20 protein-coding genes are annotated in these 26,074 nt (G+C 37.6%); 9 read left to right on the top strand and 11 right to left on the bottom strand.

Annotated elements, in window-relative coordinates; translation table 11 throughout:
• Window positions 1-25: 25 nt before the first annotated feature.
• Genes IR083_RS17030 through IR083_RS17045 form a run of 4 tightly spaced genes read right to left on the bottom strand, consistent with a single transcriptional unit; the run spans window position 26 to window position 5,315 of the window.
• Window positions 26-742: a hypothetical protein gene (locus IR083_RS17030; RefSeq protein ID WP_194225216.1), complete on the bottom strand. Its 717-nt coding sequence runs from the start codon at window positions 740-742 to the stop codon at window positions 26-28.
• A gap of 5 nt (window positions 743-747) precedes the next feature.
• Window positions 748-1,425: a M15 family metallopeptidase gene (locus IR083_RS17035; RefSeq protein WP_242052466.1), complete on the bottom strand. Its 678-nt coding sequence runs from the start codon at window positions 1,423-1,425 to the stop codon at window positions 748-750.
• On the bottom strand, window positions 1,415-2,269 hold the full coding sequence (locus IR083_RS17040) for a hypothetical protein (RefSeq protein ID WP_194225218.1): 855 nt from the start codon (window positions 2,267-2,269) through the stop codon (window positions 1,415-1,417). The genes IR083_RS17035 and IR083_RS17040 overlap by 11 nt, the downstream gene beginning before the upstream one ends.
• Window positions 2,241-5,315, bottom strand: a complete 3,075-nt coding sequence (locus IR083_RS17045; protein ID WP_194225219.1) for a glycoside hydrolase family 3 N-terminal domain-containing protein — start codon at window positions 5,313-5,315, stop codon at window positions 2,241-2,243. The genes IR083_RS17040 and IR083_RS17045 overlap by 29 nt, the downstream gene beginning before the upstream one ends.
• Window positions 5,316-6,019: 704 nt before the next feature.
• Between IR083_RS17045 and hisS the strand changes: the two genes are divergently transcribed.
• From hisS to IR083_RS17060, 3 genes are all read left to right on the top strand, one after another.
• Window positions 6,020-7,384 carry a histidine--tRNA ligase gene (gene hisS / locus IR083_RS17050; protein ID WP_044216633.1) on the top strand — a complete coding sequence of 455 codons (1,365 nt, stop codon included), beginning with the start codon at window positions 6,020-6,022 and terminating at the stop codon, window positions 7,382-7,384.
• Between the two features lie 316 nt (window positions 7,385-7,700).
• Window positions 7,701-8,564 carry a helix-turn-helix domain-containing protein gene (locus IR083_RS17055; RefSeq protein ID WP_006800963.1) on the top strand — a complete coding sequence of 288 codons (864 nt, stop codon included), beginning with the start codon at window positions 7,701-7,703 and terminating at the stop codon, window positions 8,562-8,564.
• Window positions 8,565-8,834: 270 nt separating this feature from the next.
• Entirely contained in the window at window positions 8,835-9,971 is a 1,137-nt protein-coding gene (locus IR083_RS17060) for a fimbrial protein (RefSeq protein WP_194225220.1), read from the top strand.
• Between the two features lie 107 nt (window positions 9,972-10,078).
• Here the strand turns inward: IR083_RS17060 and IR083_RS17065 are convergent, their stop codons facing one another.
• From IR083_RS17065 to IR083_RS17090, 6 genes are all read right to left on the bottom strand, one after another.
• Window positions 10,079-11,383, bottom strand: coding sequence for an APC family permease (locus IR083_RS17065; protein WP_194225221.1), 1,305 nt, complete (start codon window positions 11,381-11,383; stop codon window positions 10,079-10,081).
• Between the two features lie 19 nt (window positions 11,384-11,402).
• Entirely contained in the window at window positions 11,403-12,260 is an 858-nt protein-coding gene (locus IR083_RS17070; RefSeq protein WP_194225222.1) for a hypothetical protein, read from the bottom strand.
• Window positions 12,261-12,262: 2 nt separating this feature from the next.
• Complete coding sequence (locus IR083_RS17075; RefSeq protein WP_194225223.1) at window positions 12,263-14,467, bottom strand: HEAT repeat domain-containing protein; 2,205 nt, start codon at window positions 14,465-14,467, stop codon at window positions 12,263-12,265.
• A gap of 78 nt (window positions 14,468-14,545) precedes the next feature.
• On the bottom strand, window positions 14,546-16,099 hold the full coding sequence (locus IR083_RS17080) for a DUF6850 family outer membrane beta-barrel protein (protein ID WP_006800958.1): 1,554 nt from the start codon (window positions 16,097-16,099) through the stop codon (window positions 14,546-14,548).
• A gap of 25 nt (window positions 16,100-16,124) precedes the next feature.
• Window positions 16,125-17,375, bottom strand: coding sequence for a DUF4876 domain-containing protein (locus IR083_RS17085; RefSeq protein ID WP_194225224.1), 1,251 nt, complete (start codon window positions 17,373-17,375; stop codon window positions 16,125-16,127).
• Window positions 17,376-17,401: 26 nt separating this feature from the next.
• Entirely contained in the window at window positions 17,402-20,272 is a 2,871-nt protein-coding gene (locus IR083_RS17090) for a carboxypeptidase-like regulatory domain-containing protein (RefSeq protein ID WP_194225225.1), read from the bottom strand.
• 292 nt (window positions 20,273-20,564) lie between these two features.
• Here IR083_RS17090 and IR083_RS17095 point away from each other — a divergent pair, with 292 nt between their 5' ends.
• The 6 genes from IR083_RS17095 (at window position 20,565) to IR083_RS17120 (ending at window position 24,261) form a co-directional block, all read left to right on the top strand.
• The gene (locus IR083_RS17095) at window positions 20,565-20,927 is read left to right on the top strand and encodes a DUF1304 domain-containing protein (RefSeq protein ID WP_194225226.1); all 363 of its coding nucleotides are present in this window, start codon (window positions 20,565-20,567) and stop codon (window positions 20,925-20,927) included.
• 103 nt (window positions 20,928-21,030) lie between these two features.
• The gene (locus IR083_RS17100; protein ID WP_194225227.1) at window positions 21,031-21,510 is read left to right on the top strand and encodes a glutathione peroxidase; all 480 of its coding nucleotides are present in this window, start codon (window positions 21,031-21,033) and stop codon (window positions 21,508-21,510) included.
• Window positions 21,511-21,513: 3 nt separating this feature from the next.
• Window positions 21,514-21,945 (top strand): pyrimidine dimer DNA glycosylase/endonuclease V, encoded by a 432-nt coding sequence (locus IR083_RS17105; RefSeq protein WP_194225228.1) that lies wholly within the window; start codon window positions 21,514-21,516, stop codon window positions 21,943-21,945.
• A gap of 30 nt (window positions 21,946-21,975) precedes the next feature.
• Window positions 21,976-22,440: a TspO/MBR family protein gene (locus IR083_RS17110; protein ID WP_006800952.1), complete on the top strand. Its 465-nt coding sequence runs from the start codon at window positions 21,976-21,978 to the stop codon at window positions 22,438-22,440.
• Window positions 22,441-22,556: 116 nt separating this feature from the next.
• On the top strand, window positions 22,557-23,321 hold the full coding sequence (locus IR083_RS17115; RefSeq protein WP_194225229.1) for an SDR family oxidoreductase: 765 nt from the start codon (window positions 22,557-22,559) through the stop codon (window positions 23,319-23,321).
• Window positions 23,322-23,352: 31 nt separating this feature from the next.
• Entirely contained in the window at window positions 23,353-24,261 is a 909-nt protein-coding gene (locus IR083_RS17120; RefSeq protein ID WP_006800950.1) for a helix-turn-helix domain-containing protein, read from the top strand.
• Between the two features lie 128 nt (window positions 24,262-24,389).
• Here IR083_RS17120 and IR083_RS17125 read toward each other — a convergent pair whose 3' ends face one another.
• A complete protein-coding gene (locus IR083_RS17125; RefSeq protein ID WP_194225230.1) occupies window positions 24,390-25,616 on the bottom strand; it encodes a clostripain-related cysteine peptidase in 1,227 nt (408 codons plus the stop codon).
• Window positions 25,617-26,074: the final 458 nt, after the last annotated feature.

Here is a 26,074-nt window from a genome sequence, read left to right on the forward strand (position 1 = left end):
AAATGCATCAACATATGGCAGATATCTATTTTAAAGAGGGATCATATATATATACATTAGCAACACCCCTCGGCGATACTTGCCACATGGCCTGATAATAATTATTTGTACTCCCATTATTTGCAACGATATATACAATATCTTTCGGCTCATTGTAATATACCACCATGTTATCAATTTCAGGCTCAAACAGGTGCTCATAAACTTTTTTAGGGAAGACAATATTTTTTCCTTTTATTGTTACCGATATAGACTGGTAGCGTAATTTAGGAGCTGCCCATCTTGAAGTCCCTTTAGCCGGCTTACCGTTTACTGTATAACCTCCATTATTGCCAAGCTTAACAGAAGTATCTTTTGACGTTACATTTGCTACCACTATATGAACCCTTACATTATCATTCTTAAAAAAAATTGTTCCATGAGACGACAGTCTTTCTACCTCTACGATATCATAATCATCTATCCGCATCAGTTTAGTACCCTGTATATACCCCCTTTTAGTATCTCTCGATGGGAGGTAATAATCTACATAACGCCATGGGTCTGCCTCCGGAACTGGAGGAAACATGTAGAACACCGAATCGTTAGGTACAATTGTTGTATTATTCAAGTCTCCCAAACGAGGGCTGAAGTCGATCTTCCCCCTGATGGTATCCTGAGCTACAACAAATTGCGCAGATGCATTATATGCAAAAGCACTCAGGAAAAATAACATGAGTAAAATTGTGTAAGTTTTTTTCATAACCGCTATTCTATTACGTTGTACAATTGCTTAGCTTCCGTCAGCGATACGGCATTGAAATGCCACCACTCGCCCCTGATAGCCAGAAAACCCGCTTGTGTCATTACCTTGCGCAGCAATTTTCTGTTTGCTACCTGCTGCATGGTTAATACCCCCTGCTCTATCAACTCGGCCTCTTTGTTTATTCCGGCAGCACGCCCGAAAAAGTCGAAAGGAGTTCCCATATCCAGCGGTTTGCCATTTTTGTCACAGATAGTCAGGTCTACGGCCATACCATAGTTATGCAATCCTGTGCGAGCGGGATTCGCCACATAAGCAGCATACTTCGTATTTTGTACTACTTTGTACATTTTCTTCTGTACGCTCAATGGGCGGACGGCATCATAAACCAATAGGCTTAAACCGGGATGAAGCGCCTTCAGGTACTTCTGTGCTTTAACCAATTTAGCTGCTGCAACGGGATGCATATACACATTAAACAAGGTATCGTAAAGAATTGTTTTGGTAAAGTTATCTGGTGTCGCATACTTCAGGTCTGCACGGATTGAAGTATCCAATGTGTGAATATTTACAAGTTCCTTTGCCTGTAAATATCTTTCGAGAACAGAAACGCTCCTTTGCCCTTGTGCAGAAAGCCATAACGGGCAAAGGAATAAAAAGAAATATATTATCCTATTCGTCATCCCCCTCTTCGTCATCGTCGAAGTCAAATTCCTCATATTCCCGGCTTAGCACCTCATCTATAACCGCGCATACTTTCTCAAACTCAGATGTATCTTTCAATCTGTCGATAGAGGCATATGCCTCCCGTAAAGCCCGTAACATAACAGTATCGTCTTCATTCGCTCCCATTTCGGGACTTTCTACAAACCAGTGTAATTCTCCTTTAAGATTCTCCTTCACCAGATTATAGAAACTCAGAGCCGCGTCCCGTTCTCTTACCTTTTCCTTTATTTGCGCCGATTCGATCATGTCATGCCCCAGCACATTCTTATAGTTGCTCATAATGGCCAGTGTGATTTTAGAACGCATTACAATTACAAAATGTAAGGCTTCCGTATCATCTTTCAGGCGATAGTAGTAAACAAAACTCATTAGCGCAGCCCGCAACGTAGACCCTTCTACCAAAATAGTTTCATCGACCCTTCTCATCGGGTATCCGACCGACTCTTTCTGAATCTGCTCAACCATAACGGGTATTACATCAAACATTCTGTCAACCAATCCAAGACGGACTTCTTCGAAATTCCCGTTTATATCCAAGGAAAACACCAAACGTACCAAATCCCTGAAAAGTGCATTGTTTCCTTCCTCTATCTTTATAAAGTCATATGTTTCGAATGTCTCACTTTTGCCTGTCGACAACAGTTCTTTTATTATCGTGTCCAATATATTGTCCTCTTCACGGGGTAAGGCGGTTAATAGATCATCAATTCTATTTTCAATAATTAAGTCCCATATTTCTTTATCATCGGTTTCGAAAAAAGGTTTTACCTCATCATTCAGCGTCAGTCTGGTCGTCGTCATCAGTGTCGATATTAGTATTAGTATTTATATTAGTTGATTCTGTCAGTTCAGACAAACCTCCACCTTTTCTTGTTGCCCTGTACATTTCCTCCTGTATGCGTTCGCGGATATTCATGCTCATAAGCTGCTTATGTGTACGCTTGTCGTTTATTCTGTTAGACAAAAATATGAAAATTAAATCATTATCTGGGTCTATCCAGAAGCAAGTTCCTGTGAATCCTGTATGACCATACACACTTGCAGGCGCACTTGCCGATGTAGGGCCGGATTTATTAGTTCGCATTTCCGGTTTATCAAAGCCTAATCCCCGGCGTGAGGTCGCACTTTTCGTTTTGGTGAATAGCTGCCAGGTTTTTTCCGACAAATATTCTTCTCCTCCATATTCTCCTTTATTGAGCCACATCTGATATAACTTAGCCAAGTCATTCGCATTGGAAAACAGTCCTGCATTTCCTGAGACACCTCCCATAAAAGCAGCTCCTTCGTCGTGTACATATCCCTGAATTAACTGCTTACGAAGAAAATCATCCTGTTCGGTAGGTACAATACGGCTCTTATCAAACTTCTTGAGAGGGGTATAAGTCGATGTAACAGATCCCAGTTTGCTAAAGAAATTATCCTGTACAAAAGAATTCAAATCTTCCTTCGACACTTTTTCCACCACTTCTTTCAATAACATAAAATTGAGGCAGCTATACAAATAGGTTTTCCTCGGCCTTAACTTAGAACTAGCTATAGCTGCTATAATCGTATCGTTATAAACCTTATTTACAAACAATCCCTCAGCCAGAGGGACAAATCCTGCTTTTTCGGTTGTGGATACTAAATTTGATTTATATTTATAATCTGTACGCGCCCATGTATTGGAATCGAATAATGCAGAATAAAGGCTCGTGCGGCTCCTGTTAAACAGCTTCCCGTCATAGCTCGATTTATCAATGGCATCCATATAGTACGGGATGAAAGATGTAAGACCCGTCTCATGCAACAAAGCCTGACGAATAGTTATCTGAGACTTATCCGTCCCCTTCAACACAGGTACATAGGTGCTGACTGGCGTACTCAGTTTTATCTTCGATTCGTCATACAGTTTCATAATAGCGGGCACTGTGGCAGTAGCCTTGGTCATAGATGCCAAATCGTAAATATCATCATTTGTCACTTTACGGTTTCCGTTATATTCGAACGAACCGAACGAGCGGTTATATATCACGATACCGTCTTTAGCTATCAATATCTGACAACCGGGGTAGGCCTGCGCCTTTATCCCTTCCTGTACTATTGTATCTATTTTGCTAAACCGCCCGGAAGAGATCCCGGCAGCTTCAGGCATATCATAGCTAAGCCTGGTCTTTTTTATATCGATACCCTTTCCTTCTTTAAACAGTCCTTTTACCGTTACAGGTATTTTACCATCGACCCCATTCCCGCCAAATATCGCCTGAGCAGCATAATCCTGTGCCAAGTCAGAGTTTTCATAGGCAAGGATAACTCCATCGGCAGCTTTGGCAGACGCAGCATAAGAAGACATACGGTAGGGAACAATAAAGAATGCTATAATTGTCTCTTTTCCCTGGCCAACAGACTGAATCGCAGTATTCGCATTCCCCTTGTTATTATAAACAGAAACAATAATCGTATTGAACGGTGCTAATTTATCTTTCAACTTTAATAGCTCGTCACCATTGGCTATACTAAAACAAGTTACATCTGCATATAACTTCAATGTATTGTGAAAAGTATTATCCGCCCGTTCCCCGATCGAAACAGCCGCGATCTTTCGTTTATCCAGTTCTTTCAGGGGTATGATCTTCTGATCATCTTTCAATAACGTAACAGCACTCTTGTGCAACTCCCTGTTGATCCATTCGCCATGGGATGTATTCAGTTGTTGTAACAGTCCGCTTGTATCTATAGGCCTGGTATCTTTGACTCCCAGAATATATTTATAGGCCAGAACCTTTTTACACTTGGCTGCTATCAGGTCCTCGCTGAGAACTCTATCTTCCACGGCTTTTTTTACAGACTCATAATCCTTTACCGGGTTCAGCGGCCCTACTAATATATCATTTCCTGCCTGCAATGCCCTTACACAGTAATTTTCTTCGCCGGAAACCCCTTTCATCTGTAAGCCGTCGGTAAATATAAGTCCGGAAAAACCAAGTTCATCCTGAAGCAAGCCGGTAACTATCGATTCCGACAAAGAACTCGGCTGCTTCTTGTCGTCCAGAGCCGGAATATTCAGGTGGGCGATCATCATTCCCGAAAGGCCATTTTGTATATACTCCCTGAACGGTTTAAATTCTACATCTTCCAACCGATCCTTGTCATGTGTTATCAAAGGCAGCACTTTATGAGAATCGGTTGAGGTATCTCCATGCCCCGGAAAGTGTTTCGCTACTGCCATTACTCCTCCCGCCTCCAATCCTTTAGCATACATCACTCCAAGTTTGGACACATTGGCTGGATCTTCCCCAAACGAACGATTACCTATAACCGGATTTGCCGGATTGCTATTTACATCCAATGCAGGAGCAAAATTTACATGAATCCCCATCAATCTGCACTGGCGGGCAACTTCCAACCCGTAATAGTAAAGCAGGGAATCGTTTTGTATTGCGCCCAGCATCATATTCCGGGGGAAACGGGTTGTATTGGACAAGCGCATGGATAATCCCCATTCTCCATCGAGAGAAATCATAAGAGGGACTTTCGCGCTACCTTGTGCTTGGTTTGTCAGTTCCGCCTGATTGACAGGAGTACCTTTGGAAAAGAGGATACCTCCCACATGTTGGTCATTCACCAATGAAAGCATCCTTCTTTTGTTAGCATCTGTATTATCGCCCGCTACGACAGGCATAAACAATTGCCCTATACGCTCCTCCGTCGACATTTGATTATATACAGAGTCTACCCATCTGTTCATCTTTACAGGGTCGGCTGTTTTGTAGAGTGTCGGGGTCTTTTTTTTATTTTCGGTGACTGGTCCGAATGAGCAAAGAACTGTAAATGATACAGCCAGTGCTGCTATATATTTGATATTCATTCTATTTCTTGTCTAAGGATATTGTGCAGTTGTCTGCTACCTATATGCAAAAATATAACGAATATGTTTTATGGAAAGATTTATCCTGATTAATTAAACATAGATTAACAAGTAGAATATTACCGGACAACGATTGACAAAGAAAAATTCTAAATCTACATTCAATAGTAAAAAAAGTAACACTTGCGTCAGTTATCAGTTAACAATTAGGGCAAACGCACGAAATCGAGGATTTTAGCCACTGATCTCATTCACATTTATTAACCGTATATAGTTAAAACCTGACACATCTGCCAACTTTTTTACTATTTTCATCCTGTCATTTTTTATTTCATTAACTATATATCGTTAAAAGGTAACAAAGGTAACAGTTTTTTAGCCTTTGTGATTCCCTTCGTGTAGTTAGTAGTTGAAAACTCTTTACCACAAGGGGCACAAAGATTTACACAAAGAACACTATATAAAAAGTAACAAAGGTGACAACTTTTACGCATTTTAATTATTGAATTCTTAAACATTAAATTTTTAAATACTAAATCCAACACTTCAAAGAACTTTTGGCTGACAGCGAATGGCTAACAGCTTATTGTATAGATAAACTTCTTTTGAAAAAACAAAATCCCGCTTATCCTGATGCATGACTGATTACTAAAAAAATCCTATCTTTGCAACTTAATAATATAATGCATATCAACAGTAAAACTATGTCACAACCGTCTATCCCGAAAGGAACAAGAGATTTTTCGCCGGAAGAAATGGCAAAACGCAACTATATCTTCAATACCATCCGTGAAGTGTTTAAACTGTATGGTTTCCGTCAGATAGAAACCCCGGCCATGGAGAACCTGTCTACATTACTGGGCAAATATGGAGAAGAGGGCGACAAACTACTGTTTAAGATACTGAACTCAGGCGATTACCTGAAAGATATTTCTGATGAAGAACTGTCGGAAAGAAACGTAAACCGTCTTGCAACCAGACTGAGTGAGAAAGGACTTCGTTACGACCTTACCGTACCCTTTGCCCGCTATGTGGTGATGCACCGCAACGAGATAACTTTTCCTTTCAGGCGTTATCAGATACAGCCTGTATGGCGCGCCGACCGGCCGCAAAAAGGACGCTATCGCGAATTTTTCCAGTGCGATGCCGACATTATCGGTTCAGATTCGCTTATCAATGAAGTGGAGCTGATACAAATTATAGATGAAGTATTCAACCGCTTTGGTATCAGGGTATGCATAAAGCTGAACAACCGCAAAATACTGTCGGGCATAGCCGAAATTATAGGTGAGTCGGATAAGATCACAGATATTACCGTTGCCATAGATAAACTGGACAAAATCGGTCTGCAAAAGGTAAATGAAGAACTGGCTTCGAAGGGTATTCCTCAGAAAGCTATTGAGCAGCTTCAGCCGATTATCTTGCTACAGGGCAGTAATGGGGAAAAGCTCGATACACTAAAAACAGTACTTAAAGACTCTGATACAGGAATAAAGGGTGTTGATGAACTAGGCTTTATTCTCAACAGACTAAAAATTATAGGCATTCGCTCCGAACTGGATTTGGATTTAACCCTTGCCCGCGGATTAAACTATTATACAGGAGCGATCATTGAAGTAAAAGCGCTGGATGTACAAATGGGAAGCATCACAGGCGGAGGACGTTACGATAACCTGACCGGAATATTCGGTTTGCCCGGTGTATCCGGGGTGGGTTTCTCTTTCGGAGCAGACCGTATCTTCGATGTATTGAACCAATTGGATTTGTATCCGAAAGATTCAATCCAGAATACACAGGTACTTTTTGTTAACTTCGGAGAAAAGGAGGAAACTTATATATTACCTCTAATCACCAAAATGCGTCAGGCAAATATATCTACCGAAATTTATCCGGAGCAGTCTAAAATGAAAAAACAAATGTCATACGCTGATTCCAATAAAATCCCTTATGTAGCCATTATCGGGGAAAACGAAATGAACGAAGGTAAAATAACACTTAAAAATATGGTGACCGGAGAGCAAGATTTATTGAGCCTCGAGGAATGTATATTAAGTATATCACGGATATAAGAAAAAGCTGACAATAAAATTATACGATTTAGATAATCATCCGTATTCTTAAATTAAGAATACGGATGATTTTGTTTTTTCTAGTATACATTCTCTTACCAGGATAAAAAGAAATTCTGTATCAAAATTAGAGGAATAAAGGATGGCAGACATTCTAAAACGAAACTCCCTCCAAAAATATATACAACTGATAATCAGAACACAAGCAATCTGCCAGATCACAAATGAGATAAAAATAGCCAAGGAACCTAATCCTGAACCAGAACATTCCATATTTATCGATTGTTAAAGAAATAAATACGTTCAAATTACATATATGACCATACCAACTCCTAATCTAGAAAAAGCCTTGACCGAATATGAGAATACTCAACAAAACTATATTTTACCTTTAGAAAAAGATGATTCATTTAAGGTACATTATATAGATAATGAAAAAGAATTCACAATAGGCATACCCGGCGAAAACAGTATCATCTTTGTGATGAAAGGCAAGATACTGGTTCAGAAAGACGATTCTGAGCATAAGTTATTCGATGACAACAGTATGTTTTTTATATCCAAAGTATTCGGTCCATACAAAAGTGTCACTAAAGAAAGTACCATATATATCGAGTTAAAATCAGACAACCTTCTCCCGTTTATCGACCAGGTTTTACTGAATCAGATAGTGTCACTATATGCCCCCGATCCTATAGAATTAAATAAATTACTCATAAAAAAGACCTTACGTTATTTCTTGTCGGGAATTATCTATTACAGACGAAATAAGATATTCTCAAAATATGTATATGATATCAAGAAAAAAGAGTTTGTCTTCCTGATGCGCACATTATATGACAAGCAGACTCTTGCTGCTTTCTTCTCTCCGGTACTACTTAGCCAGAATCATTTCAGGATAGGTGTACTAACTAATTACACACATAACAGCACGGTAAAAAGCCTGGCTGAGAACTGCTTTATGACTACCAAAACATTTACGAGAAAATTTAAATCCGAATTCGGGACCACCCCTCATAAATGGATTGTACTTCAGAAAGTAAAAGGGCTGGAATATTATCTGGCTCATCAAACCGTATCGATAGATACTATCCTGTCTGAATTCCACTTCTCTAATATGGCAGAGCTTCTTCAGTTTTGCGACAAACATAACTTAAAGGCTAAATTACTAAGCAAATAGACGTTTCTATCTTTGTCCCTTTTAATAGATATTTTGTCCCTTTTTCTTATTATGTGGCATAAGTATTCGCATTACTTTTGTGCTGTAATGTAAGTATAAGCACATTGATTTTTGCGGACAAACTGTAACCCTCTTTACAAATTATAAAAGAGAATATTTTCCGAATCCGTTAAAAAAGGAGCAGAGAAGAACCGGCCATTCATCTCAGGAAAGTCATTGTCTCAAAACTCACAAGGAAAATCAAAAAAGTATCTATTAAACCTATTCAAAATGAATTCAAAAAAACTATTTCTATTTGCAATTATTATTGCACTTCTCTCTGTGTCATGCGATAAAATAGAAGAAAGCGATGCGCCTGTTATAGTAGCAGGACAAAAAGCAAGCATAAGTTTACAAATTTCAGGAACATCACAAACCAAAGCTTCAGGCAATCCTACTCAGGAAGATAAAGTGCTCAAATTAGATGCGTTTGTTTTTAATGCCGACGGGACACTCGAAGCTCTAAAAAGCCTTACAAGCCAAAACAACAGTATAACAAAGCTGGACAACATCGCTGTAACAAGTGGGTCTAAGAAAGTATTCGTCCTGGCTAACTACGCAGGAGATGTATCATCTGTAAAAACTCTTAGCGAACTGCAAAAAATAACATCGGATCTTAAAAATGAAAAAGAAAACGGCCAACTGACAATGTCGACAGATGTGACTGAAATCTCCGTTGTTCCGGGTAAAAATTATTTAGGTTACTCTACAAGTCCGTCCGATGGTACTTCTCTGGAGCCTCATACATTTGTCCTTAGCAGATTAGCTGCAAGAGTAAAAATAGAAGATATGCAATGGCAAAGTTCCGAATATACTTTCGAAGAGCCAACAGCTTTCATCCTGAATGCTGTGCGTAACTCCAATGTTACCAGCCCTTCTCTTTCATCTTTACCTGTTGATTATTATCAGGGATTTTCAGGAAACGGGGACTTATATCCTTCAACAAGCACAATATTATCCGGTGCTGAAAACTTCTTAACTTCAACAGCGTCGAATAATAACACATATTTCTATCTTTACGAAAATCAGCCGGTAGAAAGTAAGATATACCCTACAATGATCGTATTGAGAACTAAAGTTAAACAAAGCAACAAATACATCAATAATGTACCTGGACGTGTCGATGCTAACGGCTACACATACTTCCCTGTAATTATAAACCTGGAAGGAACTAACTCTTCTGTATCAGGTGGAGGTTCTAACAGCCACCAATATGTAAAACGAAACAATACATATAACATCAAGACTGTAGTAAAAGGTTTAGGTACAAGTAATCCATTCAGTTCCGAAGCTCCTTCATCATTGAATGTACAGATTACAGTTGCACCCTGGGCTTTGACTATTTCACAGACCAGAGTATTCGAATAAGATTATTTTTTCAATATCAGAAGGAGGCCCAATACAAATGTATTGGGTCTCCTTTTTTATAACTCATAATCTTACAATCCGACAATACTATTAGGAGGAACTCCCGATTATATTTTATTCGGGCATTTCTTAGGTTTAATAAAATAAGTTGCCAATCCCAATATAACATTTATTAATCCGGCTAAGCTCTCATAAGTGTTATTAAGGAAAGCGAATACAATCATCCAGATAGCCACTATTGCAAATATAATTTGAAAAAAAGGGAAAAATGGACTCTTATAGCCTTCTATAACCTTCCCTCTATTCCGATATCTTAAGATAAACACTCCCACAATAACCAATAAAGAAGAGAAGGTGAGCAATATACCGCAATAAATCATTATTTGATTAAATGTTCCGGTAATAATTAATATAGAACTAATAGTGAACTGCAACCATAACGCTTTTACAGGAATTCCTTTTGAGTTATTTTTAAAATACCGCCATAGATGATGTCTTTCAGATATACTTGCTGTAACTCTGGGGCCAACCCATACCATAGCACTAATACCGGAAATAAGCAAAAGTGAAATTCCGGTGCTGAATATTTTCGCAAATCCGGGTCCTAGCATATATTCACTGGTAATGGTTCCAATATTCAATTTCCCCACTAATTCTGATAAGGGCACATGACTAAGGAAAGTAATCTGTAGCAACGTATATAAGATTGTAACAATTAAAGTTCCTCCAATCAATGCAATAGGTAGAGATCTTTGAGGGGTTTTAAATTCTTCAGTTATATATGCAGCAGCATTCCACCCTGAATAAGAATAAGTAACATATATAAATGAAACAGCAAATGTCGCTGATGTAATTTCATTCACATATGACGATTCAAAACTAATTGCATTATTAGGTTCGGTTGGGACTATTACTCCTACCAGTATAATAACCAGAATTAAGAATACTTTAAAAAAAGTAGTTATATTCTGAAACTTAGAACTTGAATTCAGATTACGACTATGTATTAATGTTATTATTGCAATGAGAGCAATACAGATTATTTGGGGATACCCGGTTTTGACAGGAAAATATTCAGTAAAAGCTAAAGCTGACAATGCTATGGGAGCAGCAAAACCTACAGTTAACGATATCCACCCGGACAAATATCCTATTACGGGATGATATATGCCGGAAAGAAAGGTATACTCACCTCCCGATTTCTTAAAGAAAGTTCCAACCTCGGCATAGCTAAATGCTCCACATAATGCCAATATGCCGCCAAGTATCCATAAGGTAATAATTGAGGCTGTATTTGTTATACTTTCGAGTTGAAACCCGAGACTTGTAAAGGCCCCGGTTCCAATCATATTCGCTACAACTAGCGATATACCAGTGTAAGCACTGATCTTAGTTATCTTTTCTTTGCTCATCAAAAATCAAAACTTCTATTTATTTTGATGATCTATGAAAATCCTGAAGTAATTTGTAAGATTGTACAGTGCTGTCTGCATTCATATATTTATTACGCAATGTCCTATAATTATCCAGAATATGCACACCTTTATAGTAAATAGCCGAATCTACTTCTGCTGTAGGAGTGTGTTCTTTGGGATAAGTATAGACAAAATTCCCCATTTCGGGCATAGAATATGTAGGTATTCTGAATGCGTTTCTTTCCACAAATTTACCAGTGGATTCAGTTTCCAAAAATGCATTAATAAAGAAGTCTACAGCATAATCGGGATAGCCAAAAAGATAGCCGTATCCTCTCCACCTCTCAAATTTATCACTACATTCAATTGTACTGACAACTACATTAGGGTCAGTCCCCGGAACTAATCCAAACTGGCCAAAAAATTCTTCTTTAACCTTCAATAAACTATCCAGCGAACTTTTTCTAACAACACTTAATTGTAAGATTCTGTTTTTCTTTTGAGGGGTTTGATATGGAATAAGCACTAATTGAAGATCAGGAATGCTCGATTTGTTTATAGCTTTCACAATCGCGTACAACCGATCCAGATATTTCCCATGAATAGATCTGTCCAATATTTTAGAACTTGAAACCTTTGTACTATCATTATTCGCTATCGGATAATTGAATGTAACTAACGAGCTCATTGGCTTTAGATCTCCTAACAATGTAAACAAAGCCTCATTGTCAAGACCAATCTGTAAGACTGAATCTATAAAATGTTGTTCGTAAGAATCGAAAACTATATTTGCAGATGGCTTTACTCTTTGTGAACTACATCCTACAAATATGACAATAAGCAATGTCAATAAAGATATTGTGATATATTTCATTTTTATTTAGATTTTAGTCTGTTTATACTTTTAGTTGTTTCATTGATTAAATCGCTGTCTTTTTCAATAGACAAAATTTCGTTTAACTTTTCAATAAGATATCCTTTTCTATATGAATAGTTGAACCATCCCAGCGCTTCTATCGTTACAGAACGGATTGCCTTTTCGTTCGCAGTATCAGCAGCAATTGACAATAACGTATCTATACCATCCGATGCGGGCTGGTTACGGAATCTTGTTATATCAAATATTCTGTTCTTCGCCTTTTCCTCCGTGTTGGTAATCAATGAAAGGCTACTATCCTTACTTTTCTGAACAGATTCTATCTCTTTCAGCGTTTTGTCCAGCATATCACTGCTGTAAAATGGTCTTCCTGCAGCTTGTAATTCTAATTCTGCTTTCAGTTTCTCGAGATTGACCATTCTTAGCCCCGATGAGATTTTAAAGTTTATACGTTTTGAGGTATTATCGTTCAATATAGCCTTCGCAAGAGATGAAATTAGCTTTTCCGATCCGTTCTTTACAATATATTCTGCTGCATAGCGGCGGGTTAGTTCGTAGCTGTCTGACATGGCTGCAGCTAAAACCTCAATGAAATCATCATTATCCATTCTCGACAATAACTGTAAGGCTTCAAGTCTTATAACCATATCCTGAGATTGGAAATAGGTCTGTTTCAACAGATCTGAGATGTTTTTATAATCGTTATCAAAAAGTACACGTAGCGCTATTGTTTTTATATCTGCATCTGCTTCCGATAATGCTTCCTTCCAGTATGCGATATCATTCTTATGAATTGTAAGCGCTTCATTAATATTGATATTCGAATTCAGATTCTTTGTAAAATGATACGTTGGATCTCCGATGATATGCGTTTCAAGAAAATGGACATATTTCCCCCATAATCCGATGCGAATACCACTGTTTAGTAAGCCCAAAAATTCATCAGGCCATTTATCCTGAATAGTATTAACTGTATTTCCTTGTGTAACGATGGTTTTACCACTATTAAATAAATATGCGCCGGCAATGTATTCATCTTCATAGAACGACCCGTTGTAGCAGGCATCAAACATCACAAAACGCGCATTAGGTGTTATTGTGTAAATGTCCCTTACCAGAATATCCAGAGAATCATTCAATATGGAGTCCTGGGCAAGTATGGCCGGATCAAATGCCTCCTCGCACCAAGACCTGGGAACATCTAACGATTTCATATAATACTCAATTGTCTCTTCTTTATCCTTTCCTTTTTTTACAGCACCGGAGATTTTACTTCGTAGATACAGCTTTATGTTTTCTTTAGATGTATTTACATCGCTTCCCTCTTTATATCCGTTTATATACTGATAATCATTCGATCCATGATGATGGAATAGCATTACATCCAAATCAGGGCGTTGGACCTCGTTCAGCCAATAAGCTTTCATTGGCCAATAAGAATCGAACTCCATAAATTTCACAAAATTATTTGCAGCAAATAAATTAGGAAATTGCTCCTTTAACGCAAGTTGTTCTCCCGACCATGCTACTCTCGACTCTGAGTTGTATCCATGTCCTCGTGCTACAGTCAGATTATCGATAATATTACTTTTTTCAGAAGAACGTATATCTACTACTTTTTGCAGATAGGCTCGCAGCTGGCTGTATTTATCCGTTTTACCGTTTTCAAGAGGTTTTATTCGTGCTGAATAAATATTAGAAGAAAGGACTTGTTCCGAGTCTGGCCGAAGTGAGTAATAAAAGTATAAAGATTTTATCGAGTCTTGTTTTAGATAATCGAATTTTAAACCAAAATCATCGTAAAACCTGTCAGAAGGCACGCTTGACTGTTGCCAGTTTCGTTTCTGGTCCATTTTGAATGCTGAGGTTAAATGCTGGGCATCGCGTAGCATCGGAATTGGAATATCCCCAACGAGAACAGTACCCTCCAGTGGTGCTTTTTTATCATTATATAGTTTGATTAATATCTCGCGTATCTCATCAGGCTTGGTCCATGTATGAGATATTATATATGTACCTAATCCATCATTCTCGATGATCTTCTTATATTCGTCTACTTCTTTTTTAGCTTCTGCATAGCTTTTACTATCAATTATTATTGCAAAAGTTGTCTTCGTATTAATTGATGGCTTCACAATGCTTTGCCCGCATACTATGCTGGATAATAGCAAACTAATGGCCAATAACAAATAAGTTTTTTTCATCTCTATTTTAGTTTTTTTGATCTTTATAAATGAAGTAAAGGAAATGAAGTGATTTCTTCATTTCCTTTACTGAATTATTTAGAAATTACATCCTATTGATATTTGTAATCGATTTCGATTACCAAACTCATAAGAAGTAGCTTTCGTATATCTAAACTCAGCCTTAGCAAACAGATTGGCCAGTATATCTTTTTTTATCTTTTGAGAATATGTTAGATTTGCGCCCAAGGAATAAAAGTTGGAATTAAGATAATCTGTATCAGTCTGTTCAAATTGGGTAACAACTATATATTCAGGATGGCTGCCATTGTAACTGTATCCTCCCGACAGATTGTTATTATAACTATAGTCGGCTCCCAATAACACTCTTCTCTTTAATACATCATCTGAAAGAATAAAATTCTTTTTTATTCTGAATTGAGCAATAAGATTTTCGGCATTTTTTTCAGATCGCGGAGTAAGATAGACATCTTCTTTGTTTGTATATTTCACTCCAATTCCGAATTTCCAATTATATTCCAAGTCTCTGTCAATTGTAAAATCATAATCGAGTGATGCTTGTTGAAACTTATACTTTGAGCGTATATCTTTATATATAGTTACATATCCACTCTGATTCTCTGTATTATCATATTGTGTTATAGCTTCAATTCCGTCTATTTTCTTATCTGCATAATTCAGGGTTAAATAGTGAGTGGTTTTATTGAGCCGTTTATTCAATTGCAACTTACCACTCCATATTTTACTCTTGACTGTTGCATTTTCTTCAGGCGATGTAAATGATATTTTTACATCCTCTACTTTATAATTATAATTTGATGAAAATAGCAAATTGAAGAATCCCTGATAATTATACTGAAATCCTCCTCCAATACCATTTCCTTCATAATTTGTCGTACGCCCGGATCCCAGTCCCCTGGTAGCTGTTCCCAATCCATACAAAGCATAGTAGTTCTGATCTACATAGACATTCACATTGGACATATTCGATTCTTCCTTTAATGTTTGGAAATCAAAATTTGCACCTATGTGATGGTTATTATTGATAGAGTATACAATTCCCGGTTTTACCTGTAATATATAGAAGTAGTTTTCGGTGCGAATATCCCGTTGCTTAGCTCCACTAGCAGCATTGTAGCTACCTTCTAACCCCAGGGACAATTTATTCCATATTTTAGGTGTCACCACTTTGAACTGTAAATCGTAGATCTGATTGTTCCACTTACTCATATTGGTATCTGCAACCATATATGGCATATCCCGGTACGGATCAATAATAGAAGCATTAAATTGGGTATCTTTAATATTAGAACGAGTATAGTTAAACTTACCCCAAGCATATACATTTCCCACAAATACAGCTCCTTCAACATCAAACTTGAGATCATTGATTTTCTCTCCTGTTTGTGGACGATGGAAACTACCCGAATGAGAATCGTATGAGAATTTTACCTCCGCGTAATCTATCGGTTTATCCAGTAACAAACCGGCAGCATTATTTGTGTACATCCATTGGCTTCTATCTTTGAATGTTTCAAATGCAGCAGGAGTGTTTATTTTATCTTGTCCATACGCAACCATTGAGAATACAAATAGGATAATTGCCGAAACAAGTTGTTTAATATTCTTCATCTTTTTCTTTTTTAGTCTTCAATCTTTATTTATTGGACAACGTATGATTCCAACTTGGCATCTTTGATCCATAACGTCTGAATTCAGGGACAACTCCTCTATCAAAGTCCTCTGTACTATTATTGAGGTCTTGCAAAATAGGTGTCCCATCTTTATGCTCTCCTATTTTTTTACGAGCCACTCCCTGTGAATTATACGTAGCCCCAACATATGTCATACCTTTGTCTAACGCTGCCGGAACACGTTTAGCTGTAAGCATACTCTCATTATGCCCTGCTTCTACTGCATCTATAACATAGGTTATCGGAATTTTGGCATACAATTTGGTCGCCGTGACAGATAAATCCTTGGTTCGCATAGACAGATCATTTACAGGGTCGTAAACATCCCCCGCAAGAGGTTTAAAAATAACGTATGCTCCTCCAAAGACAGATGTCAAATATTGAGGTAAACTTCCTTTTGTCTCTAATCCGTCATAGAATACATGCGTCATATCTATGGCTGGCTGATCCGGATAATTAGCATTATCCATATTGAACTCAAATTCAGAGGAAAATCCATTTATCGGGGAGTTCGGATTATATTGAGGTAATTGGTGGTTAGCAGCGAACTGAGAAATAACACACGATTCTCCCGGTGCCAGAGGGTAATCTGTCCCATTTCCGGGAAATTTCCATACACGTTCTGCATACACGTATCTATCTCCATCTTCTTCCGGCCATAGGGGAAGTTTTGTTGTAGCTGTAAGCGGGGCTAAATTGGCAAAGTGAACTCCATCGAGATATATTATCTGATCTTCAGAGTTGTTATATATTTCGTAAAATTGATTCCTAAAATAAAAATTCGCAGTACCTGCATAGAATATTTCCTTAAACATTAAATCATTCTTGCGCAATCCATTTACAGTTATATCTATCGTAGCTCCGTCTTCAACAACCGGGAAGTTTACTTTATTTCCATTCAATAAATAAGTATCATGAGAATCATCGATAAACTCTCCGCTTACGTCAATCTGATAAATGCCCGGAATAACTTTCAATTGCGTTATTGAACTTTCATTAAGTTCGGAGGTATAGACAGTACCGTATTTTACATTTTTAAATGTAATAGTAAAACCTTCGTATGAAGTTACTCCGGGAACTAAGGACTGTACACTAATTTTTACATCTATTTCGCTAACTTCCCCAGCATCGGATGCTTCTTCAAAAGAATTGCAAGCCATAAATAAGAGCGAGCTAAATAACAGGATATATGTTAGTATGTTTTTTGTTTTCATTTTCTTATTACTGGTTTAAATTACTTTTACAATGTCAGAGATAGTTCCATCCCAAAAAAGAACTGTTGTTGTTGCTTCCTACTCCTATAAGTACTAGGTTCCCGGTTAGATCTAATTTTGTAATAAGTTCGAAACATATTATTGGCAAAGAATGAGACCCGCATATAATTGCCTAATTCCTTCGTTACATTTATATTGAATGTATATGCAGGAGGATAATTCTCTTTGATATAGTATTTATCATTAACCTGTCGGATTAATGGTTTAAATTCAGCTTCATCTTTCCTACCCGGGTCAAAATCATATACTAATCCATCATTCTTCGATATATATTTTACAGGAATAGAGTCGTTTCCGAAATTGTACCATTGCGATTCGTTCCAGATAGCCTGCGCTGTCAGAGTAACGACAAAACCTATTTCAGGAATATTGTGCGTGGCTCTCAATGTAGTAGTAAATCGCTGGTAATTATTCTTTTCCATTCCTTTCTCATACAATGCTATATGAGTCCGGTTTTTCTCACCCGTTCCGCTATTACCATCAAAAAAGGTATAATCGCTCGAATAACTTTGATTTCTGATCCACATTCCATTTATAGAAAATGCAGTTCTGATAGCATCAAAACGTCCCAAGTTGAGATCAAATTCAACTCCTTTAGCTTTAGATTGTATATTGTTAGTCGGTGTATAATATTTTGCTAAAACAGGTAAGGCCTCTGTTTGTACAATCTCGTCATTAATCCTTTGGTAAGCATAATAGGTGACCGGCCTGAAACTATTTATTGTAGGAGACATGGAGTAACCATCTTGTAATCTGTCAATGAAGCCGGTTACTGATAAGGTAGCTTGCTTTATATTCAAGTCAAAACCTACCTCAGCTTTTTTACTTTTGGCTATTTTCAGGTTTTTATTCTGCGTATCGAATACGCGCGTAGTTGTAATATACAATCTTTCACTTTCAGGGATAGCCTCATTGCTTAACTCATCCATATTTACATATTCAAAATATGCTAATTCGGGATATAGAAACAGGGTGCTCGGGGCTTTTGCTGTTACCCCATACCCTCCCCGGATAGAGAATTTTTGAGGAATTATTTCGAAAGAAGCATTTACCCGGGGAGAGAAAACTTCTTTTACTACCGATATTTTATCATATCTGAGTCCTCCGGTTATCTGAAGTTTGTGGTCTCCAAAGCTGTATCTAAAATTTTCTTCGGCAAATAAGCCTAATTGTTTAACATAGGGAATATCTTTATAACTTCTTGGTCGGAAAGAGGCATTTGGAGCACTTAGATTCCTATAAGGAGGCTCTGTCTGGCTAAAAGTTTTACCAGCTCCTTCATTTCCGTCAGTTTTGAAATCAGCCCCGACTAAAATAGTATGGTTTGTATTTCCCAATCGCTTAAACAGAGTACCCATCAGTTTAGCAAACACATTCACTTCTTTTCCTTCTATATCATATCTACCCTCATAACTAGCAGGCAGTTGTACTGCATATAAATTAGCATCGGCATCACTGAAGTTTGTAATTTTATTACCATTATTGTCAAAAATATCGACTCCGGGTCTGTTCGACAAAACAGTTCCATCATTTGTCGTCATCGAATAGGGAGATGTCGCATTTGTATACAATTGGGACATATAACTCTTTTTGGATGTATAAGAGGCAGAAACAACATATCGTATATTCGACAACCAAGGGGTAGCGATCCGTAAGATACCATTCGTATTAAGGGTTCCGCCAATGTTATCTCCTTTTTGATGCAGCTTGGTTATTTCATCATCAGGATTCTGCCTTCTTCTATCAGCACCGTAAGCAAAATCAATCGATGTATTTGTAAACAATCTATCAAAGAACCGGTTAGAATAAAGAACTTTAATATTACTACGTTCGTAAGTTTGATATGACTCTGTAGGATCATTGGTATTATGCGCATAATCTCCACTTACATTTAAAGCACCTTTATTACCTCCCAGATTGAATCCTGATGCAGCAGAAAATTGATAAACATTTGAATTTGTTTTAGCTGCGACCTGTAGAGGTTGCCTTCCGGCTTTCGAATTTATAATAATAGCGCCAGAGGTGAGGTCGCCATATTGTACAGAGGGAATGCCTCTTATGATCTCTATCGATTCTATGTTATCAGTAGAAATCAGCCGAAGGTCTGTACCACCCGTTGGGGGAGTACCACCCGCTAAAGTTGTTGTTGCTCCGGCAACAGAAGGACTCATTAGCTGCAAATTAGCATTATTAGAGATAGGTGAGCCATCTTTGATAATAGATAAACCAAAAGTATTCATCATTGAAGCTCCCGAGTTATCGGCCGAGACTTCTCTTATTTTAATCTGCTTAGCATTCGTCAGATCAGGATTAGAAGTTAGACCTCCCGGTAGTAATGATGCGATATCTGATAAGTTAGTTGCCTGGAGGTGATCAATCGCATTACGGGATATGAAAGATGCCGTAGATTGTCCGGCTTTGTTATTCGTCGCTGTAATAACTACTGTCGATAGCCTGAAGTTCTCTTTTTTCAATGTAAATGATAATGAGATATCTTTATTGACTTCGAGCAATGTGTCAATCTCAAGCATGCCTACATACTTGGCTTTAAATCTTACTTTTCCGGAAGGAATATTTTGCATGGCAAAATATCCATCCTCATTAGTTACTGTCCCCATCGCATATTCAGGAATAGAAACCGTTACATATTCCATCCCTACCAATTGTTTTTGATCACTTTCCTCAAGGATTTTTCCGGAAATACTATATTTAGGACTTTGAGCGTTAGCAAAAGATATGCAAGAAAAAAAGAGGATGAGAATGGAAGCTATGATTTTGAATGGAGAGTTTAATTTTATCCAAATATTTTGGATATTCTTAATCTTTATCTTATTCATTTTTTTATTGTTATTTTCACAAAAATTAAAATACAATGCAAAATTCGTTCTTTCTTTTATCTATATAAATACCTAGAAATTGCGATTTATAATATAGAATCTCATTATTTATAGTTATTCGATCGATGGCATTTTTACTATTTAACATAAAATGAAAAGAAAAATCAGAAAAAAGAAATGAAAAAAGACAAAGAATGTAAGAATCGTCTTGTAAAATAAATCTTTTGGGGAAACACTCTATTCTTTAAATATATAACTTCGTACAGTAAATACTATTATAAAGGTTAGGCAGATGGAAATATTATCTAAAATATTAATAGGGTTTGTCGCTCTTGAACATATCTATATCCTTTGGCTTGAAATGTTTGCATGGACGACAAAGGGACGTAAGACATTCAAAAGTATACCGGATGAGTTATTCGAGAAGACCAAAGGACTGGCTGCTAATCAAGGTTTGTACAATGGATTTCTGGCAGCCGGACTTATCTGGTCATTGCTGATTGACAATCCGGACTGGAGCCAGAATATAGCATTATTCTTTCTTAGCTGTGTCGCTATTGCAGGCATTTATGGAGCTATCACTGCTCAGAAATCAATCTTCTTCAAGCAGGCTTTGCCCGCTCTGATTGCAATTGTTGTCTTATTCTTGAAATAATCAATGTCTATGTATAAAGCGAGTAAAGGATATTTCAATAAAAATTACCACCGTCTAATCTAAAATCGTTTGAGATTGTTGTATATGGTAAAACAAGTATATTATGAGTATATATGATTTTACCGTAAAGGATAGCAAAGGCAATGATATACCATTATCCAACTATAAAGGAAAGGTGCTGCTGATTGTTAATACTGCTACCGCATGTGGCTTCACTCCTCAGTATAAAGATTTACAGGATTTATATCTTAAATATAAGGATCAGGGTTTTGAGATATTGGATTTTCCGTGCAATCAGTTTGGTAAACAGGCTCCCGGGACAAATGACGAAATTACCTCTTTTTGTGAAATGAAGTATAAAACGACATTTACCACATTTGGCAAGATTGAGGTAAACGGAGATAATGCAGATCCTCTTTATAAATACCTGAAGCAAAATAGCAAAGGCATCCTAGGGGATTCTATAAAATGGAACTTTACTAAGTTCCTGATCGACAGAGAAGGAAATGTCATTGACCGATATGCCCCGATAACTAATCCGTCAAAGATTGCCGGGACTATCGAAAAACTCTTAGCAAAATAATACATGCGGTTATGGTCTTTACATCCTCAGCATCTTGACTCGGCAGGGCTTAATGCCTCGTGGCGTGAAGGGTTATTGGCTAAGAATGTGCTTTTAGGAAAGACCAAGGGATATATGAATCACCCTCAATTGATTCGTTTTAAGAATAGTCCTGATCCAAATCTCTACATCGATGCTTTCCTTACCGAAATATACAAAGAAGCTGCGAGAAGGAATTTTTCATACAGTAAAGAAAAGATCCGGATGATTGAGAATATTTCTCCCATCCCTGTAACCAAAGGGCAATTGGAATATGAGTATGAGCATCTGAGGCGAAAACTTCAAAAACGAAGCCCGGAACTTTTTATAAAGTTACCTGCATTGACTGAGCTAAAACCGCATCCTTTATTTGAAACAATAGAAGGAGAAGTCGAGGATTGGGAGATCATAGCATAACAGCGATAACAAGAACTAACATTCATCCATATGAGAAAATTTTTATACATATTACTTCCTGTAATAATTTGTTTTTTAGTCGGATTCACAGCCAGTTATTTTCAATCGGAATCTATACAAACATGGTATCCGACATTGAATAAACCGGAAATAACTCCGCCCAATATAGCTTTTCCTATTGCTTGGAGTATAATATACCTATGTATGGGCATTTCTATTGGGCTGATATTGAACTCAAAAGAACGGAACAAGAAATTTCTCACCTCATTATTTGCGGTTCAGTTGTTCCTTAATTTTACATGGAGCATTTCATTCTTTTATCTGCAAAACCCTCTTTTAGGTTTTATCAATATTATCTTGTTGGATCTGGGTGTATTATATTATGCTTTTAAATGTTATCCGGCGCAAAAAGTGAGTGGGATCTTATTTATTCCCTATATTCTTTGGCTGTTTTTAGCAACATATCTAAATGCTTATATTCTGATATACAACTAAAGTCTTTCGAAGAGAGGCTAGCCAATTATTTGATTTTTACCATAAGCGGATTGAATCATACAGTATCAATGAGCTATATACCAGTATCTTTGTGTTGTAATTAAAACTATTGAATTATGTCACAACAATCAAAAATCGCATTAGTAACAGGCGGTAGCCGTGGGCTAGGTAAAAATATGGCTTTAAACATAGCCCGAAAAGGACTGGATGTAGTCCTTACCTACAATAGTAGAAAGGAAAGTGCTTTAGAAACAATCGAAGAGATAGAGCAAATCGGACAAAAAGCCATTGCTCTCCAACTCAATACTGCCGATGTAAAAAGCTTCGATTCTTTTTTCGAATTACTTAAGCAGGAGTTGTCTGTAAACTTTGGTACTCAGAAAATCAACTATCTGGTAAATAACGCAGGCATCGGAATTAATTCAGCTTTTGCCGAAACAACCGAAGAGGATTTCGACAGTCTTTTCAATATCCATTTCAAAGGTGTTTATTTCTTTACTCAAAAAGCATTGGACATACTCGAAGACGGAGGTGGTATCATCAATATCTCAACAGGTCTGGCACGTTTCTCCCGGCCCGGATATTCCGCCTATGCGTCTATGAAAGGAGCTATTGAGGTATTAACAAGGTATCAGGCAAAAGAGCTTGGAGCCAGAGGTATTCGGTCTAACGCTGTTGCTCCTGGTGCTATAGCCACTGATTTTGGCGGAGGTATTGTCAGAGATAACGAACAGGTCAATAAAATAACCGCCAGTACGATCCCATTAGGAAGAGTCGGTTTGCCCGAGGATATTGGCGGAGTAGTTGCTTTTTTATGTACTGATGACGCACGATGGGTGAATGCCCAGCGGATTGAGGTTTCAGGAGGACAAAATATTTAAAAAGGAAAAGAGTATTTAAGCTTGTATTATAATGGAAAAGGCATTGTCATTAGCAGATTTTTATCGCATTAAATTAGGGATCTTACCTAGTGAGATTATCGGGAAGATAGGCCAGTTCAATGTCTTTTCTTTGGATGATTATATACAGCCTGATCATACGATCCCATATAGCCGCAAAGACTACTATAAGATAAGCCTGATATCCGGTAGCAATACCGTTCATTATGCCGACAAAACGCTGGTTGTGGAAAATAATATGCTGTTGTTTGCAAATCCTCAGGTTCCCTATAACTGGGAACCTCTGAGCTTGGATAAGACAGGTGCATTCTGTGTTTTCACGGAAGATTTTTTCAAAGGATATGGCGATTTTAAAGCCTATCCTTTGTTTCAGCCTCATGGAATACCTATCTTGGATCTGAATGATGAAGAATTCAGGCAGGTACGTATAATTTATGACAAGATGTTTTCGGAGATTAATTCCGATTATGTCTATAAATACGATGTCCTTCGAAATCTGGTTACAGAACTTATTCACACCGCATTAAAGATGCGTCCTGCTATAATGCAGCCTGTTGGACATAAAGAATCTCATGCCTCTGACAGAATCACATCTTTATTCCTCGAACTACTGGAAAGACAGTTTCCGATAGAGTCGACCATACAAAGTATTCGCCTTCATTCTCCCGGTGACTATGCACAGCAGCTAAATATCCATGTCAATCACCTGAACAAGGTACTGAAAGAAGTCACAGGAAAAACTACAAAGCTATTAATCTCAGAGCGGATAGCCTTAGAAGCAAGAGCCTTGCTGAAACATACCAACTGGACGATCAATGAGATAGCTTTCTGTCTGGGATTCGAAGATCCGTCACATTTTATTAAGTTCTTTAAAAAGAGTGAGCAGGCTACTCCGAAAGTCTTTAGAAAGAATGAAATATAAACTATTTTCTCATTTGCTGCCAGATCAAATTTATGAAAGAATGCAGTCTCAACTTTACCGATACATCCTGATAAATATTATCGTATGCATCTCTGGAAGAAGTAATTTAGTTTCAATTTAAAGATTACTTATTCTCCATATACTTCACTCCATCTCAAACGAGAAAAATAATATCGGTAATCATTTGTCCCTTTCCATTTCAGCAGAGGGATATATACACTCAACCCGCTAAATTTTACCGGATCGATGTTAAACTTATTATCCGCGCTGACCATAAAAGTAACGGTGGCCGCTTTATAAAGTACAGTTCGGGAAAGCTGTTTTTCGAATGAACTGTATTGCTCTGTTGTACTGTTTACTTTGATAAAGTTTGCGAAATCAAAAAATATCTGCGGGATATTCTTAGTATGGTATGCCTGGATACCATCGGTTGCGATACTTTCAATATCCGATACTTTCCCCGAAAGAATATTCTCTGTTTCCGCGTATAACCCATCCAACTCTTTGGCATCTATCAACGTAATACTTGCCGAACGAAGAATCTCATATCTCATTTCGTTATAATGCCTGTAATAGATTTTACAGGCATCCGTCAACTCGTTCTTACCCCCAAACAGTAATGGCAGAACCTTGGCATAAGGAACACCCGAGGCATCGTAATCTGCTGCAAACAATACCTCTGTCGGCGAAGCCACAAGGTAATCCGCCTTACCGCGAAACTCATACAAGCCCTCTACTGTTCCCATCAGGCAGACATCGAACCAGATATATTCGGCTACTTTGTCCGGCAATGCATTTGCTATGGCATCCACTTCCATAAAAGAAATAGAGCTTTCCGGTATATCGGGATCTTCATCGATGGCTACATATTTCAATCTGACACTTTCATCTGTCTCTTCTTCGATATAGGTGGCAGGATACCAACCCAAAGAATGTGACCAGATTACCAGCCCGAATGTTTCGGAAGGCACCAATTGCTTTGTTTCCTGAATGACACGTACCAATGTTTCTGCATCAGCGGAATTTTCTTCTTCATAACTTTTCAGGGCTGTTTCAGTCCCGTCCCTATTGACTTTGAAAAGCCGTGGGGAAGCGTCTTTCCTGTCTACATATATCACTGTTGTTCCTGCACTTTTCTTAGCTCCTTCTTTTATCTTCGCGATAGTATAATCCACATCACTGTCCAATGAATTATCTGCCGCCATATAAATCAATGTCGTGTATGAAATCACTACAGGAGTAGTATCATCATCGTCAGAAGAACATCCTGTCATAAACAATAATGCAAAAAGGGATATGACAAGATAACTTCCCCGTTTTTGAAACCAAATATGTAAAAGACTCTTATCTTTCATAATATACAGGAGATTATATAATGTATTACAAAGCCATTAATTCTATCAGGGTAGTGCACAAAATTAATAGTTATAACTATTAATTAGTTTTACATTAATTAACTATATAGCATTAAAACCTGACACATCTGACACTTTATTTACTGTTTTTATACTATTATTTTTACATATATTAACCATATATAGTTAAAAAACAACAGAAGTAACACGAAATCAGTGAACAGCATACCAATCCGGCGCTCCGGATTAAAATAATGAAGAAACGTCCTGGATGCTTACCTTGCGTGAGTTTTTGCAGCCCAGGCCGAAGTTTACAATGGTGTTTCGAACCCCATGAACAGCATGGCTTAAACCACAGAAGGTAAAATAATTGGTGATACTTTTCAAAGGTAATCCCGCTTAAGAGTTTAGATTTAGACAATGTGGTTTAGCAAAAACTATAACCATAAAAACTAAAA

The sequence above is a fragment of the Dysgonomonas sp. GY75 genome (assembly GCF_015234155.1).
Taxonomy (GTDB): Bacteria; Bacteroidota; Bacteroidia; order Bacteroidales; family Dysgonomonadaceae; genus Dysgonomonas; species Dysgonomonas gadei.